We start from the raw sequence: 16,408 nt of genomic DNA on the forward strand, positions 1-16,408 counted from the left end.
GACAAAAACAGATCTGTAAACCAATCCTGCACCACATAGGGATGACCGATAGGGATGACTAGGCTGCTGGTGCATCAGGATTTTAGGGTTGGGCGATCGCCCTGCAAAATCTTAGCCAAGTCTCAACTATGCAAGATTATAGCCACTGGTGGAAGTGGGAACGAAATTGCGGCAGTCAGGGGGCAGTGGGTTCGGTAGACTGAGAGAACCAACGCAAACGTTAGTAGGAAGGACGACCCAGCGATGCGCCTGTCTCAGATGCTATTTGTCACCCTGCGCGAAGACCCGGCAGAGGCAGAGATTCCCAGCCACAAGCTGCTGCTGCGGGCGGGCTATATTCGGCGCATCGGCAGCGGGGTCTATGCGTATCTACCGCTGATGTGGCGGGTGCTGCAAAAGGTGTCGCAGATTGTGCGCGAGGAGATGAATGCGACCGGGGCGCAGGAAGTGCTGCTGCCCGCGATGCAGCCGTCGGAACTGTGGAAAGAGTCGGGTCGCTGGGACACCTACACCCAGGCGGAAGGCATCATGTTTACCCTGACGGATCGGCAAAACCGCGAGGTGGCGCTGGGCCCGACCCATGAAGAAGTGATTACGGCGATCGCTCGCGACATGATCCGCTCCTACCGCCAACTCCCGCTGCACCTGTATCAAATTCAGACGAAATTTCGCGACGAGATTCGTCCCCGCTTTGGGCTGATGCGCGGGCGCGAGTTCATCATGAAGGACGGCTATTCCTTCCATACGAGTGAAGAAAGCCTGAAGCAGACCTACGCCGACATGGATCGCGCCTACCGCAATATGTTCACCCGCACGGGGCTGAAGTTCCGCCCGGTGGAGGCAGACTCCGGGGCGATCGGCGGGTCGGGATCGCAGGAATTCATGGTGCTGGCAGACGCTGGGGAGGACGAAATCCTCTACACCGAAGACGGCAAATATTCTGCCAATACTGAGAAAGCCGTGTCGCTGCCGCCCGATGCCGTACCCTCCACCTTTACGAAATTTGAAAAGCTGGACACGCCCAACACACCCACCATCGAAACACTCGCCCAGTTTCTCAAATGCTCCCCCACGCAAATCGTCAAAAACGTGCTGTATCAGGCCGTTTACGACAACGGCGTGACGGTGCTGGTGCTGGCCAGCATTCGCGGCGACCAGGACGTGAACGAGGTAAAGCTGACGAATGAGCTAGTGAAGCTGGGCGATCGCTTTGGGGGCAAGACGCTGCTGGCGCTGACCGTGCCCGATGCCGAGGCACAGGCGAAGTGGGCTGCCAAGCCCCTGCCCCTGGGCTACATTTCCCCTGGGCTAGAAGACAGCTACATCGGCAAGCAGGAAAAGCTGCATCCCAAATTCCTGCGGCTGGTGGACAAAACGGCCGTGGACTTGCAGAACTTCGTCACCGGGTCGAATGAGTCTGGCTATCACGTCGTCGGCGCAAACTGGGGCAAGCAGTATCCGCTGCCTGCGGACGTGGTGGACATTCGCAAGGCCCGGCCGGGCGATCGCGCAATGCATGACCCCAGCCAAATCCTGCAAACCGCCCGCGGCATCGAGGTGGGGCACATTTTCCAATTGGGTACGAAATATTCCAAAGCAATGGGCGCGACCTACACCAGCGAAACGGGCGAAGAACTGCCGCTGGTGATGGGCTGCTATGGCGTGGGCGTGTCTCGGCTGGCGCAGGCGGCAGTGGAGCAAAACCACGACAAAGACGGCATTATCTGGCCCGTGGCGATCGCCCCTTATCACGCCATCGTCGTCATCCCCAACATCACCGATGCGGCTCAGGTCGAGGCCGCCGAGAAGCTCTACGCCGACCTCAACGCTGCTGGCGTGGAAACGCTGCTAGACGACCGCGACGAGCGGGCTGGTGTCAAGTTCAAAGACTCTGAACTCGTCGGCATTCCCTTTCGCGTAGTGACCGGGCGATCGCTCCAGCAGGGCAAGGTTGAAGTCGTGAAACGCGCCACCAAGGAATCGCAGGAAATCGCGCTGGATCAGGTCGTGCCCACGCTCAAGCAGTGGGTGCAGGAGGCGATCGGGTAGTTAGGGATGAAGGATGAGGGATGAATGGAACTTCGGCTTCGGTGACGGCTACAGAGCCAGCAAGTCAATGGGTTCCGGCTGCTTGGGATGATTTTTTACGTCTGAGCAGCCATCCGTCTTGTGCCAAAACCAAAGGCTATTACTTCAATAGCCAAATGCGACTGGAAGCGATGGAAGGCAGTGCCGCTCATGCTTCTGCCTATTCCATCCTGATACTTACTCTGGCGCTTTGGTGCTGTGCCAAGGAAGTCGCAATGGTTGGCTTGGTCAATTGCAGCTATCGAAAGGTAGGTGTGCGCGAGGCTCAGCCGGATATTTCTTATTACGTGGGCAGCCGCGCTGCGCTAGCGCCTCAGGGGCGAGCGATCGCCAACCTGGACGAGGTTACTCCCCCGGATTTGGCGATCGAAATTGCCGACTCCTCGCTGGCAGACGACCTGGGCACCAAGCGACTGCTGTATGAAGAACTGGAGGTAGCGGAATATTGGGTCGTGGATGTGTCCCAGAGCCAGATCATTGCCTTTCAAATTGCCAACCAGGGCAGCCGCCGCATCCTGGTTTCCCAGGTTTTGCCAGGGCTGGAACTGTCGGTGCTGCAAGCCGCGCTGGAGCAGTCCAAGCAGGTAGAAAATAGCCAGGTGGTGGCGCAGCTGATGGCCCAGTTTCAGCGCCCTCGCGAAGCCTGATTCGCGCAGAAGCACGCCGACGGAATCGCAGCACGGCGCAGTTTTCAGCGAATCATCCCGGATCAGAGCAAGATTTCTAGAATAGAAGAGATCGGGTGTTGTGCTGGAACTATTCCAGGCTGCTCTAGGCTGCCAGCAGCGGAACAAAAATCCAGTCTGTCCGTCTGAAAATTTAGGCCAGAATTGCGTTGCGTTATTAGACTGGGTATTTGCATCAAGGTCGCGATCGCAGCAGATGAGGCGATCGCCCCGCCCTTGGACTGATGTCGATTCTCGATTTTGGATTTGCGATTTTGGGTTGCCCAATCAGCCTTTGCGGGGCCTTCAGCAACTCTATTCGCAGCCCTTCTGAGGAAGATTGACATTCCCCTCCACTGGTTTTCCAAACTTTTTTCAAACCCAACCCCTTACCCCTGTAGCGTGGGGACGCTTCTATGGATAATCACTCGTTTCAAGACCAGCCCCTACCGTCCGACACTACCGAACAGCCCGGACTCCCGGAATCTGCTCCTTCCTCCTCCCGGCTGCCGGTAGGCGTGGTTGCGGCATTGGCAGGGGTCGTGCTGGCGGCGGGCAGTGCTACGGCCTGGTTCACTTGGCAAACGGTCACCTCCAGAGCGCCTCAGCCGGAGCCAACTGTCGCCGTGTCGCCCTCGCCCCTCGCAGCCCCCATCGAAAATCCGCCCATCGCGCAGGAACCCGCAGTGGACGCGCCCTCCAACGCAGAGCCAACGGGTGAGCCGATCGCCGTCGTGCAGCAGCGGACGGTGCAGGTCTACTGGCTGAAGGATGATGGACAAAAGACGACGCTAGCCCCGGCTTCGGTGTCTGTGGAGTCGGGCGATCGCCCTGAAGAAATCCTCAAAGCCACCTTCGAGGCGCTGCTGCTCGGCCCCAGCGACAACACGGTGGGATCTACGATTCCCCGCGACACGACCCTCCGCAGCGTCAAGGTGGAAGACGATGGCGTGCATGTCGATTTGTCCAACAGCTTTACCCAGGGCGGCGGCAGCACCTCCATGACTGGACGGCTGGCGCAGGTGGTTTACACTGCAACCACCCTAGACCCCAACGCAAAGGTGTGGATCACCATCGAAGGTAAGCCGCTAGAGGTACTGGGCGGCGAGGGAATTCTGGTCAACCAGCCCACCTCGCGGGCAGATATTGCCGAGGATTTCTCGCTGTAGAACCGGGATAGCCTGATGAGTGGCAGAAAGGCGCTACTGGGAGCCTGTCTGTCCGCTGAGAAGCCCAGAAATTCGCGCTAGGATCGGGGGGCAAGCGGGGATCTGCCCCGGATTTGCCGAGGGCGATCGCCATCAGATTGCTGACTCAGGCTAAAATTCTGCCTAGACTAGAATCCGCAGTGGAGAAACCCATGTTTTTGGATGAGCTAACGCCTGTTGTTCGAGAAATCACCAGCCACCCGGTCGCCTTTTTGGGGGGCTTTTTCTCAGGATTATTCCGGCTAAATCTCAACGACGACCCCGTGAAAAGCTGGCTAGATCAGCAAGCAGGCAGCGGTGTTTCCGCTAGCGATGCGCCGCCCAGCAGCAGCAATGGCAGCGGGCCGCAGTCCATCTCGATTGATTAGCCTTTGATGATGATCAGCCTTTAATTAGCCTTTGGAGTAGCCGTTAGATTTGGTGTCGGATGCTCTGCTTGCTTGCATCAGGCGTTTGATCACCTGAGCAACGGTGTAAAGCTGATTGTTTCGTCGAGTCGTCAGAGTGAACTTGTCTGACAAGTCATACTGGCGCGATCGCCCATCCAGCTTGACAAACAGATAGTCCTCGCCTGTGGTGATTAGCCCATAGACGGGGCGATCGCGTTGAGGAGCCGCTGATAGGCAAGCAAGGGTCTGCGGGAGCGCCTGCAGGACGCTAAACCCAAACCGCTTGCTTTCAATCAGCACTAGCCAAAGCTGGTCTTGAACCACTAACACATCAATTAGCCCCTGAAGCCGCCGATCGCCCTCTTCAATTTCAATCTGCACATATTTTTCTGCCCGAATTTTGTAGGGCGGATCGCACAGACCTAGCAATTCCAGCAGCGGTGACACTAGAATGATGTCGATTGTTCCTTCGGTGATCGAGCCATCTGCTGCGTAGTACTGGTAGCGCTGCTTCAAACGGTCTAGAGTTGCTGTTTCGGCATGGGTCAGCCCTGGCAATTCTGTTAACCACTCGCTGAAGAAATCCGCACGCTCAGCCAGTTGCAGATTAAAGCGCTCCTGAGCTTCATTCAGGTTGGTGATGGCTTTTGTGATGACGGTGGGTTGCGTCATGCTCCTAGTCTACCGTTGCTCTGCCGAGGTTCCACGCAAACACCCAACTCAGGCTCACGCGCCGGACAATAGGCGATCGCGGTACAGGCAAACAATTTTTTCCACGACCGCCTCGATCGTCAGGTCATCCGTCACCAGTTCGATGGCATCGTCGGCTTTGCGGAGCGGCGAAATCTTGCGGCTGCTGTCCTTTTGGTCGCGTTCAAAGATGGCTCGTTCCAGGGTTTCCAGAGACACCTCTGGCTGACCTTGCTCCCTAAGGTCAAGCTGGCGACGGCGGGCCCGCTCCTGCACCGAAGCCATCAGAAAAATCTTGAGTTCAGCATCGGGAAAGACCTGCGTGCCAATGTCTCGCCCGTCCATCACCACGCCGCCGCGCCGACCGTATTCCTTCTGCTGCTTCACCAGCGCCCTGCGGACTTCGCCCTGGGCGGCGATCGCCGATACCTGGGCTGTCACGGCTGGCGTGCGAATCTCGCGGGTCACGTCCTGCCCGTTGATCAAAACTGTCAGCGGATTTGCCAAACTCAGTGAAGCATCACCTGCCTCTGGCTCCTGCATCTCTAAGTGCTGGACTAGCTCAATTTTGCTCTGGCTCACCAGTTCGGCGATCGCCGCTTCATCCGAAATCTCTATGCCTGACTGCTGCACCAGCCAGGTCACCGCGCGATACATGGCTCCCGTGTCGAGATACAGCAGACCCAGTTCGGCCGCGACGCGACGGGCAACGGTAGATTTTCCGGCTCCGGCGGGGCCGTCGATGGCGATAATCGGCTTGCGGGCGCTCAGCACGATGTTGTCGATCAGGCGCGTGTTGCCCAAATGAGCGGCGATCGCCACCAGCCCGCGCTCCTCCACTTCGGCCAGCGGCACCATCGTTTCTGGATGCACCAGTTCCACATACTGCGGCCGCATCGCCGCGACGGTTGATAACTCTTCCTTCACAATTGAAATTAGCTCCTGACTCTTGCGAATACCCTGGTGAAACGCTTGCTCAGCCCGATGCAGGCTGCGATAAAGGGCAGCAGCGTGCGAGCGCTCCTCTGGCGAAAGGTATTGGTTGCGCGAACTCAGGGCCAGCCCACTGGCTTCGCGCACTGTAGGGCAAGCAATCAGCTCAACAGGCAGATTCAAATCCGCCACAACCCGCCGCAAAATGGCCAGCTGCTGAGCGTCTTTTTGCCCAAAATAGGCGCGATCGGGCTGCACGATGTTGAGCAGCTTTGCCACCACCGTTGCCACGCCTTCAAAGTGCCCCGGCCGATGCGGCCCGCACAGCACCGCCATCATTGCCCGCGGCGGAATCACCTGCGTCAGTATATCCTTTCTGGAGCCGCTGCGTCCGCCATACAGTTCCTCGGCGCTGGGGGCAAAAATTACGTCCACGCCCGCGGCTTCACAAAGCTCGCTGTCTTGCGCCAGGGTTTTGGGATACTTGTGAAAATCCTCTTGCGGGCCAAATTGCAGCGGGTTGACGAAAATGCTGACAGTGACCACGGCGTTTTCCTGGCGGGCGCGGCGAATCAGGCTGAGGTGTCCCTCGTGCAGTGCGCCCATCGTGGGCACCAGACCAAGCGATCGCCTGGTCTGCGCCGTCACTGCACTGTCTGTCTCCTGAAGGCACGACGCAAGATAGGAGCGAAGTCCTGCAATGGTCTTAAACAACCGCACTCTGTCCCCCTGCAAGGTGCCTGAATATCATGTTTCGTTTCCATGATTCTGTCCTATTCATGGGGAATGTTCCGCAAAATTTAATCCGTGCCTAATAAGTGTTTGGGAGTTTTTGGGGCGATCGCCCCCGATCCCTACACTCAAGATTCTAATCAGAGTTTTCCGATGGGCAAATCTGGAGGCTGCCGGGTCACGCCACGATCCAGCCCCGATCGAACGATTTCTTGCAAGCACAGCCTGCGAAAAATTCTGCATCGGCGCAGTTCTCAATTCACTGCACGCCACGTCATAGCCTTTCCGGGGCTAAATCTCTGGCTCTAGGGTGCTGAGTCTGTCTCGTATTCGATGAGCGGCTGCGTCAGTTGAGTAATCGCCTCAAACTGATAGTTTGTTGCCCAATGGGTCAAAGAACTTGACAGGCAGGAATAGTCCCGGGGAATTTGCCGCACCAGTTGCAGGATGCGATCGTCAAATCCTTCCGTGGCGGCCTGATGCAGTTCGGCAATCCATTCAACAGGCATAAGCGACAGATCGCAGTCTAAATTTTCTGCCGCAACATTAGCTTCCGGCGATCGCTTCTCAGTCATTTCATAGATGTATTGAACGCCCAAATGTTCTGCAATTTTGGTGAGCAACAAGCTCTCTTGAACGGGCTTGCGAATAAAGTCGTCGCAGCCCGCTTCTAGCGCTGTTGCTCTGGTTTCTTCAAACGCATCTGCCGTCAGCGCAATAATCTTAGTTGCCTTAAATGGGGAATAATCTATGTTGCTTTGCGTTTGACTTTGAGACCTGAGCGCCTGTTCATCCTGGCGGATTTGTTGAACCGCGTCGAACCCGTTCATTCCCGGCATTCGCAAATCCATCAGAATCAAATCGGGATGCCAGGTAGACCAACGGGCGATCGCCTCATAACCATTGATGGCTTCTTCAAGCTCAAACCCAATAGACGACAACAACTCCACCAAGAACTGGCGATTCTGCCACTGGTCTTCCACAATCAAAATCCGGCAAGGGGACTGGTCTTGGGCCAGCGTCAACACACGGCGAGTCTCAACAGGCGACAGCACCACTGCCTCAGTTTGTCCCTCTACCTGAATCTCGAAGGCAAAGGTGCTGCCCTCCCCCAAGGCGCTTTGAACGCGGATGTCGCCACCCATTAAATTCACAAAGTGGCGGCTAATCGTCAGCCCCAAGCCCGTTCCTTCATTAGCTCGGTGACTGTGCTTTGTTTGCACAAAGGCATCGAACAAATCCTCGATTTCCTCCGCTGCAATGCCACAGCCCGTGTCGATGACTTCAAATTGGAGTCGCTGGGTTTGAGGCGTGTCCGACTGCGAAGAATCGTCGGGCAAGCAATCAGGCGTTTCGGCAGCCCTGGCCCGCAGGGTAACGCTACCCGCTTCGGTAAACTTGATGGCGTTGCTGAGTAAGTTGAGTAAGATTTGTCGAAGCTTACCTTCATCGGTGACTACATACTGCGGTAGGTTTGGGGCGCGATCTAGCACCAGTGAAATACTTTTCTCGGATGCCTTGAAGCGCAGCAGTTGTATCAGTCCATCCAGCAGTTGATACAAGTCAAAGCTACTGGTGTTGAGCTTAATTCGACCCGCTTCGATCTTCGAGACTTCCAAAATGTCGTTGATCAAACTCAGCAAATGTTCGCCGCTGTGGTTAATAATTTCTAATTGCTCTCGCTGGCTGTCGTTGAGCAGGGGATCGTAGGCCAGAAGCTGGCTAAATCCAAGGATGGCGTTGAGCGGAGTTCTCAGTTCGTGGCTCATGTTGGCCAGGAATGTACTCTTGGCAGAATTGGCGGCTTCGGCGGTTTCTTTGGCCTGTTTTAGCTCTAGCTCGGTGCGCTTGCGATCGCTCACATCCCGACAAATACAAAGCTGCACCGTTTGCCCATCCCAATTGACCGGATTGGCGCTAATTTCCACTTCATAAATTGAGCCATCTTTGCGGCGGTGGCGCGTTTCAAACCGGTGGCTTCGGCCTTTGAACTCAGCTTTGACCTGTACCAATTCCTCTTGCGTCCACTGCGCCTCCCAATCGGCAACCGTCAAGGACTGGACTTCTTCTAGTGAATAACCCAGCATTTGGGCAAAGCTGGGATTGGCTTCGATCACCTTACCCTCAGACATCACCACGATGCCGTCTATAGATGCCTCGAATAGGGCTTTACTGCGGGCCAATTCCCTGGCAAGGGCGGCTTCTGCCTGTTTGCGATCGCTAATATCTCGCATGAAACAGTGATGGCCAGTGAACTGCTGTTTTGGGTTGTAGGCCGCCACTATGATGACCTGTTTGTAAAAGACGGAGCCATCCTTGCGGAGGCCCCGCAGTTCTAGCTCAGCCTTGCCGTGTTGCAGCATGGACTCATAGCCTGCGATCGCCGTCGCAAGTTCTTCAGGGTGAACGGTTTGCTGCCAGTTCATCCCGATCATTTCTGCTGGCTCATAGCCCATGATCCGAGCGTAGGCTCGGTTGACAGACAGATATCGTCCCTGTGGGTCAAGCCGCGCAATGCCCTCGATAGCGTTGCTCATGGCGGCGCTCATTTCCTGAAGCGCCAATTCTGCCTGCCGCCGCTCGGTGATGTCTTCGTGGACAGCGACATAGACGATGCCGTAGTCGGGATGGTCGAACCGAACAGTGGTGGCTCGACACCAAAAGGGCGTGCCGTCTTTTTTGCGGTTGCAAATCGTGTAAGTGTATTCACCGTAGGTGTCGAGATGGTGAGCGATGTTGCGATGCACTTCCTGCGCGTCGAGCGTGTCGTCTTCATAGTTCACGGCGGAGGCGTGTTTGCCGTTGAGTCCGCCGCTCTCATAGCCAAACATGGCCTCGAACTTGGGGTTGGCGTAGACGATGATGCCATCGCTCGCCCGCACCAGGCACACGCCCTCGGCCATGTTTTGCACGATCAGGCTGTGCAGTTCCAGAGATTTCTCAGTCTTGATGCGGTCGGTGATCTCCCAACAGATGCCCTGAATTTCTACGATTTGTCCATCAGCGTCGTACACCGGGCTTTTCATGGTTTGGAAGTATTGGCGATCGCCCCTGGCTTCCGACATTTCGACACGACTGACGGGTTCCCCAGTTCGCCAAATCTGTTCATCTGCCGCAAGGCAATGGGGAGCCAAATCGGGCGGCACGATGTCGCAGGTCGTCTTGCCCAGGCACTCCTCCAGGGTGATGCCCAGAATATCCAGGTAGGTGCGATTGGCAAAGGTGATGCGATCGCCCCGATCCTTGCGATAGAGAGACAGCGGCAGCACGTCGGTCAAAGACTTATACAATGCCTGACTTGCGGCCAGTTTTTCTTCGGCTTGTTTGCGCTCGGTGATATCGACGGTGATGACGGTGGCAATCCAGCAGTCGGCGATCGCATCTCGACGGGCCGTGAGCGTGGCCAGGTGCCAGCGCAGCGCCCCGCCTTTGCAATAGAACCGATATTCGTAGGTGCAGGTGCCTTCTTGAAAAATCACGTCGTAGAGCGGCATAATAACCGGCTCTATGTCTTCGGGATGCACTCGCGACATCCACAGATGCTTGTCGGCCATCAGTTCTTCGGGTTCATAGCCATAGACGGCTCGGCTGCCTGTGGAATAGTAGTCGTACATCCAGTCGTGATTGCCAAAGACGCGGAAGCTACACACAGCGGCGATCGCATTGTTTAGCACGTCCCTCAGGCTTGACTCAGACTCTTGCAGCCGTTTGTAGAGGGCAGCCTGCTGAATGGCGATCGCTAGTTGATCGACAAGCGCCTGAATCAGGCTCACCTGCTCATCAGTCCATGCAATTTTTGGGTTTTTGATGACCGCAAAACAGCCCCAAACGCTCCCGTCTATCTCCATCGGCGCCATCAGCCAAGAGCCAGGAACTAGGGCCGCAATCTGTCGATTGATGTCATCTTCGAGCAGGCTCGCATCGTCGATTTTGACGATTTCCATGCGCCGAAGCTGAGCCGCAAGGGGGTTGTCAGCATCCGGAATTTGCATCCCCCTCACGGCTGGCAAGTCGCGACGGGTGTGGTGGCTGGCTACAACCTGCCAATGGCCGCGATCCGGGAAAAATTGCACCACGTTTGCCTGGTCTGCCCCCAGCAGTTGGGCAATTTCCTGGGTTGCAGTGCTAAAAATGGCATCCAGATCTAGAGACTGTCGAATGGCTCGAATAACCTGGTTCAGCGCCTGTTCTCGCTGCATTCGGTGACGGAGGGCAAATTCTGCGGCTTTGCGATCGCTAATATCAGTTACCCGTGCCAGGTTAAACCGCTGGTCGCCAAAGGTAATCTGCCTGGCTGACAGATCTCCCCAAAACACTCGCCCCTTGCACGTCACATACTCCAACTCCATGCTCCAGCAGCCCTGTTGGGCAATTTGTTGGGTGATTGCCTCCAGTTCTTCTGGCGTAAAGGGCTGCTTTTGCAGCAGGTGACCTTCAAAGCCAATCAGGTCAGCCTTATGGTCGGCTTCAAACAGTTCAACTGCCCGCTGGTTGCAATCGACCGTGTGCAGTGTTTCCAGATCCACCAAAAACAGCGCATCGCTAGACTCGTTAAACAGTAGCTCCCGAAAATCGCGCTGGCGTTTGAGTTCACTCTCCAGCGCCTTGAGGTCAGAAATGTTATGGCTGACGATTAGCAACTCTTCTACCTGATCTGTCGCGCCAGACAGTGGCGTAACGCTTACCAGCCAATCCTTCTCCGCATAGGTCATCTCGACTCGGCCAGACTCGCCTGCCAACGCTCGCTGGAGCATCTGGTCTAGCTGCGGATACGCTTCGCGAGGTGCAACCTCGAACACAGACTTATCCACCAAAAAGCCTGATATAAACCCAATGTCCTGAAGCGCCTGCCCGCTGGCGAAGGTGACCCTCAGGTTGCGGTCTATCGTGCTTACAGCGGTATTGGGCACGTGGTCTACCAGCTTTCGATAGCGGGCTTCGCTGGCTTGCAGGGCGGCTTCGGCTTGCTTGCGGTCGGTAATATCTACACCGACGGTCATTAAATAGTCGTAGCCGTCGATTTCGTAGCACTCGGCTGTCATCAAGACCGTGCGAATCTCGCCATCCTTGCGGCGGAGTTGAAACTCAATATCTGTTGTGCCGCCCTGGGCTTGTACCTGTTGCAGCAGATGTTCTCGCTGGGTCAGATCCACCCACAGGTCAAGTTCGGCGGCGGTGCGTCCGATGACTTCATCACGGGTGTAGCCTGTGCATTGCTCAAATGCGGGATTGACCTCGATATATTGCCCCGTAGAGGGACATGAGACGGCGATCGCCGCTGGGCTACAGCGAAAGAAAGAGGCATATCGTTGTTCTGAGTCTCGCAGGGCGGCTTCGGCCAGGTCGCGGGCTAGCTCTGCGTGTTTGCGTTCGGTAAAGTCTTCGGCAAAGCCTACAAAGCGAGTTACCGTGCCTGCCTCGTCCAGCACAGGGAAGATATCTGCTCGCACCCAGCGAATGGCTCCGTCAGGGCGAACAATGCGATATTCGCGATGCGTGGCTTCGCCCTGGCGCTGGTGGGCCATAGAAGCAAGCACCGCAGGGCGATCGCCCGGATGCACCGCCTCCAGCCAGGACTGGGGATCGCGATACAAGCTTTCGCAACTGCGGCCCCAGATTCGCTCGTAGGCCGGGCTAACGTAGAGGTATTCACCCGTTTTGGCATCGCACACCAGAAAAAGCTGGTTGACATGGCTGGCGATTTGCTGGAATCTCTCTTCGCTCTGTCGCAAAGACTCCTCAGCAGCCCGCCGCTCCGCTTCTAGCTGTTTGCGCTCGGTGATGTCTTCGATAATGCCCGCGCAGCGGGTAAATGCACCTGTTTCGTCCAAGACAGGAAAAACCTCGGCCTGCACCCAGCGGAGCGTGCCGTCGGGGCGAAAAATCCGATATTCATGCCAGATGCGATCGCCCTGAAACTGGCGCTTTACAACCTCTTCCACATTTGGACGATCCGCTGGATGCACCGACTCCAGCCAAGACATAGGATCTTGATACAGGCTGTTGCAACTGAGTCCCCAGATCGTCTCGTAGCCTGGGCTGGCGTAGAGGCACTGCTGCGTCTGGGCATCCCGGATGAAGATAAATTGCTTGATGCTTTGGGCAATTTGGCGAAACCGTTCTTCGCTCTGGCGCAGGGCAACGCTCGTGGTCTGCAGCTCGGCTTCTAGCCGCTTTTGCTCGGTGATGTCGGTATCCACAAACACCACTCGCCAGCAGTTTTCTGTGGCATCCCAGCGGGGCGACAGGTAGCTGGCGATCCATCGCAGGCTGCCGTTTTTATGCAGAAATCGGTACTCTGTGCGGTGCGATCGCCCTGCCAAAACCGCCTCCACTTCTGTGGAAAGCACCGTCTCCCGATCCTCCGGCAGCAATCGCTCCAACCATGCACCGCCAATCAATTCTGCATTTGTGAAGCCAAACACCTGCTCGCAGCCTGCGGAGCAATAGTCATACTGCCAATGGCGATCGGGATACAGGCGAATCTGCCCGATTGATGCCGCAGCATGATCGAGAATCTGGCTGGCAAGGTGCGGAGGTGCGGGCTGAGAAGATTCGACAGGTTCAGTGGGTTGGGCGATCGCCGTAATCCACAGGCTCGGCTCGTCGCCAAATGACACAGCACGGGCCGACAGCAGCACCGGCCGGAGGCTACCCGCGCGGGTGCAAAAAACATCGGCGATCGCGCTCACCGCTCCTTCTGTCTGGATCTGCTGAATGAGCCGTGCGTAGCTGCCCTCCTCTGCCCAGATCCCTGTCTCAGCAATCCGCCACCCCGTCACCTCGCTGGCACTCCAGCCCACCAATTCACAAAACGCCTCGTTGATCTCCAGAATCCGCCCTTCAGGAAAAGACAGCAGCAGACTCGCCGCCGGATTCGCCTGAAAAACCTCGCGGAATACTGAGTCACTGGAGGCTTGCCTTTCTGCTTGCTGATTCGAAGCGTGATTTTTAAAAAGATTCATAAACATGAACTCTGGAGCGTCTGGCAGCGTAGAAAATAGAACTTTGTTAAGAAATGAGTTTTTTGCTTCTAGTGTTCCAGAATACCCGACAAATCTATACAAATCTCCATTTCGCTTTTAGTAAAATGAAATCCTTAAAAGGCTGAGCGAAATATTGAGCAATGTTGAACCTATTCGCCCGACGTAAGACGACTCAGGTCTATTTGTTGCAGAAGAATTTAGCAAGTCCATATCTCTACAAAATAAATAGATGGAGCTAATTCCTCGCATGGCTTCAATACAGAGCAGGTGTTCCTTATTTCATCGTTATGTATTTGGAAGTGCCTCAACTTAGGGCAGTGCCCTCTGCGTCCTACCGTTTATTCGATTATTCATTGCCACGTTTATGAACAATGGCAGGATTCCTAAAGCCTTTACGCGATCGCTGTTTTTCTGATTTAACGCATTCTCCTGCATTTCCCTCTAAAAGCCTCTAAATCCAACCATTGCGCGTAGCCTGATAAATCGCCTGATAGCGCGTCTGCACCTGGAGTTTGGACAAGACATTGTTGAGATGAAACTTGATCGTACTCTCGCTGAGGATTAGTCGATCGGCAATGTCGCGATCGCGCAATCCCTGCGCCAGCAGTCCCAAAATTTCGCGCTCTCGATCCGATAGCCCCTTCAGTTCTTCGCCCAGCGTCGGCGGCCAGGGCCGGTCTTGCAGCACGGTTTCAACAGCCTGGCGCAACTGCTCTGGGGTAATGTCCAGGTCAATCCGTCCCAAAACGGTGGCTGGCAGCGTGGGCAACGGCTGAGCCTGGGTTTGCAGCCACAGCACCCGACGGGCGTGGGCTGCGGCGGCGGGGTCGTCGGTGAGGAGCGGCAGATCTGCGTCATCTGCCAGACTCGCAAATGGAAAGACGGAGAGTCCAGCCAGGACGGCCAGTTGTGTCAGGGCAAGCTGCACAATCGCACGGGTGCAAACGACGCGCACGGTGGGCCCCGCCGCCGCCCCTGCGTCAGGCAGTTGCAACGCCACTTGCAGCACGTTCTGCGACGGGTTGGGCAAAAGTTGCAACGTGCCTCGCAAACCGGTCGCCGCCAGCGGAAACTCGCCAAATGCTGCTTCACTCCAGTCTTGCAGGCGATGGGCTGCAAAGCTGGGCGGCACAATCATCGCTTCTAGAATGACCTGATGCGGCTCGTAGCTGAGGCGGCAATAGGTGCAGGACAGCCCGTGCAGCACCTCCACCAGCCGCAAAAACAGACAGGCGATCGCCGGAGACAGCACCCGCTCTGTCCCCACCAAGCTGAGGCGCGTCGGCGGTAGCCACTGGGCAATTTGTTCTGAAAGCAGCGGCGTGGGAGAGCCAGGACGCAGGGTGGCGATCGCCCTTTCTTCCTGCCGCTGTCGCTGCCCCGCCTCGATCATCACGGCCAGCGTGGTGCAAAGGCTTTGCAGCACCTCCAAAAACTCCGGCGACAGCGGGCGATGGCTGAAGACCGCCAGCACGCCAATCACGCGATCGCCAATTGCCAGCGGATAGCCCGCAAAGCCTGTAATCTGGTTGGCGATCGCCCAGTTGCGATCCTTAACCCAGGCTTCATTCGACAAATTATTGCTCAAAAACGGAATGCGATTTTGGGCGATTTTACCCACCTTAAACGCCCCCAGCGGCACTCGCGCAAAGGAACCATCCAGCCGGGTATATAGCCCCGACGAAGCCACCAGCCGCAAAAACTGCCCGTCCGGTTCCATCAGCCAGATGCGGGCAAACGCACAGTCAAACGCTTCCACGAGTCCGTCTGTGGCCCGGCGCACCATTTCTTCTGGCTCTCGACAGTCCCCAAACTGCTGCACCAGCGAACTGACCTGCTGCAAGCCCATCAGCAGGCGCGTTGCATCTACAAAATTAGCAGACGATTCAGACACCGACGTTTGGCAATCCCTCCAAAGGATGGGGTTACAGACTGAGCAGCGCAGGCGGCTCCTCCTATCTCTACACCCATTCTCTATACCATTGAGCCTGCGATCGCCCCGGAGGCTCTGTATCACTGGCTACTATAGCTATCACTGGCTACCATAGCTTGCTCCTCCCCCAAAGGCTGTCGCGTCTCAAATCAAACAGCCATTAAACCAAAAAAAAGAAGATGGCGATCGCCCGATTCGGTGTATAATACAGCGCCATAGCTGTCGTGCGAGCAGCTTGTTTTCCCCCGAAATTTTGGTCGTTTAGTCACTTACGGCGCTGGCAGGTGTTAGCAGCACCCACCAACGCCTGACCCCTCGACAGTACCGGCTGTCTCAGGGCTGCGTCCATTGTAGGCCGCCCTGTCCCAGCGCTTCACCTCCGGGGGCGGCCAACATTTCGGGGTTTCCTACCCCACTCGTTTCCAGGAGGAAACCCCAAATGCTGACAGTTCAATACACCTGGTCGTCCCCACGCTCGGAGGCGACCCAGTTTTCGCTGCCCCCGCTCACCTGCGAACTGCCCCACCGTCGCCGCCTGCGCCACTACATCATCGGCCTGCCCGAAGACGCGCAACTGGCCATCGACCGGTTGCACCTGCTCCGCTATGCCGAACGCTTCGAGTGGACCCGTGCCCTGGAATTTCCGCCCAACGGCATCGTCCTCAATGCCGAGCAACCCGGCGAAGTGCTGCGCTGCCTACACCGTGAAGTCCGGAGCAACCCTGGCGCGAATGAGTAAGAACAGATAAGGTCGATTTTGGGTTTTGGATTTTGGCGGCCGAGT

The 16,408-nt window shown here is 56.4% G+C and carries 9 protein-coding genes; 5 read left to right on the forward strand and 4 right to left on the reverse strand.

The window, feature by feature from the left end; translation table 11 throughout:
- The first annotated feature begins 243 nt into the window (after positions 1-243).
- The 4 genes from IGS16_RS08235 (at position 244) to IGS16_RS08250 (ending at position 4,329) form a co-directional block, all read left to right on the forward strand.
- Positions 244-2,049 (forward strand): proline--tRNA ligase, encoded by a 1,806-nt coding sequence (locus IGS16_RS08235; RefSeq protein WP_297084917.1) that lies wholly within the window; start codon positions 244-246, stop codon positions 2,047-2,049.
- A 20-nt stretch (positions 2,050-2,069) separates the two neighbouring features.
- Entirely contained in the window at positions 2,070-2,735 is a 666-nt protein-coding gene (locus IGS16_RS08240) for a Uma2 family endonuclease (protein ID WP_297084919.1), read from the forward strand.
- A 434-nt stretch (positions 2,736-3,169) separates the two neighbouring features.
- A complete protein-coding gene (locus IGS16_RS08245) occupies positions 3,170-3,922 on the forward strand; it encodes a GerMN domain-containing protein (RefSeq protein ID WP_068511664.1) in 753 nt (250 codons plus the stop codon).
- A gap of 191 nt (positions 3,923-4,113) precedes the next feature.
- Positions 4,114-4,329 (forward strand): hypothetical protein, encoded by a 216-nt coding sequence (locus tag IGS16_RS08250; protein ID WP_297084920.1) that lies wholly within the window; start codon positions 4,114-4,116, stop codon positions 4,327-4,329.
- Positions 4,330-4,353: 24 nt separating this feature from the next.
- On the opposite strand, the gene IGS16_RS08255 is transcribed toward IGS16_RS08250, so the two are convergent.
- From IGS16_RS08255 to IGS16_RS08270, 4 genes are all read right to left on the reverse strand, one after another.
- Complete coding sequence (locus tag IGS16_RS08255; RefSeq protein WP_297084921.1) at positions 4,354-5,022, reverse strand: type I restriction endonuclease subunit R; 669 nt, start codon at positions 5,020-5,022, stop codon at positions 4,354-4,356.
- 54 nt (positions 5,023-5,076) lie between these two features.
- Complete coding sequence (locus tag IGS16_RS08260) at positions 5,077-6,693, reverse strand: bifunctional pantoate--beta-alanine ligase/(d)CMP kinase (protein WP_297084922.1); 1,617 nt, start codon at positions 6,691-6,693, stop codon at positions 5,077-5,079.
- A 317-nt stretch (positions 6,694-7,010) separates the two neighbouring features.
- Complete coding sequence (locus IGS16_RS08265) at positions 7,011-13,670, reverse strand: PAS domain S-box protein (protein ID WP_297084923.1); 6,660 nt, start codon at positions 13,668-13,670, stop codon at positions 7,011-7,013.
- A 472-nt stretch (positions 13,671-14,142) separates the two neighbouring features.
- Positions 14,143-15,585 (reverse strand): GAF domain-containing protein, encoded by a 1,443-nt coding sequence (locus tag IGS16_RS08270; RefSeq protein WP_297084924.1) that lies wholly within the window; start codon positions 15,583-15,585, stop codon positions 14,143-14,145.
- A 478-nt stretch (positions 15,586-16,063) separates the two neighbouring features.
- Here IGS16_RS08270 and IGS16_RS08275 point away from each other — a divergent pair, with 478 nt between their 5' ends.
- On the forward strand, positions 16,064-16,363 hold the full coding sequence (locus IGS16_RS08275) for a hypothetical protein (RefSeq protein ID WP_297084925.1): 300 nt from the start codon (positions 16,064-16,066) through the stop codon (positions 16,361-16,363).
- Positions 16,364-16,408 lie beyond the last annotated feature (45 nt).

The sequence above is a fragment of the Thermoleptolyngbya sp. C42_A2020_037 genome (assembly GCF_015272455.1).
Classification (GTDB): domain Bacteria; phylum Cyanobacteriota; class Cyanobacteriia; order Elainellales; family Elainellaceae; genus Thermoleptolyngbya.

Excerpts from the sequence above, each read along its gene's own strand:
- IGS16_RS08235 (WP_297084917.1), top strand. The coding sequence starts at position 244 with ATGCGCCTGTCTCAGATGCTATTTGTCACCCTGCGCGAAGACCCGGCA.
- IGS16_RS08240 (WP_297084919.1), top strand. The coding sequence starts at position 2,070 with ATGAATGGAACTTCGGCTTCGGTGACGGCTACAGAGCCAGCAAGTCAA.
- IGS16_RS08245 (WP_068511664.1), top strand. The coding sequence starts at position 3,170 with ATGGATAATCACTCGTTTCAAGACCAGCCCCTACCGTCCGACACTACC.
- IGS16_RS08250 (WP_297084920.1), top strand. The coding sequence starts at position 4,114 with ATGTTTTTGGATGAGCTAACGCCTGTTGTTCGAGAAATCACCAGCCAC.
- IGS16_RS08255 (WP_297084921.1), bottom strand. The coding sequence starts at position 5,022 with ATGACGCAACCCACCGTCATCACAAAAGCCATCACCAACCTGAATGAA.
- IGS16_RS08265 (WP_297084923.1), bottom strand. The coding sequence starts at position 13,670 with ATGAATCTTTTTAAAAATCACGCTTCGAATCAGCAAGCAGAAAGGCAA.
- IGS16_RS08275 (WP_297084925.1), top strand. The coding sequence starts at position 16,064 with ATGCTGACAGTTCAATACACCTGGTCGTCCCCACGCTCGGAGGCGACC.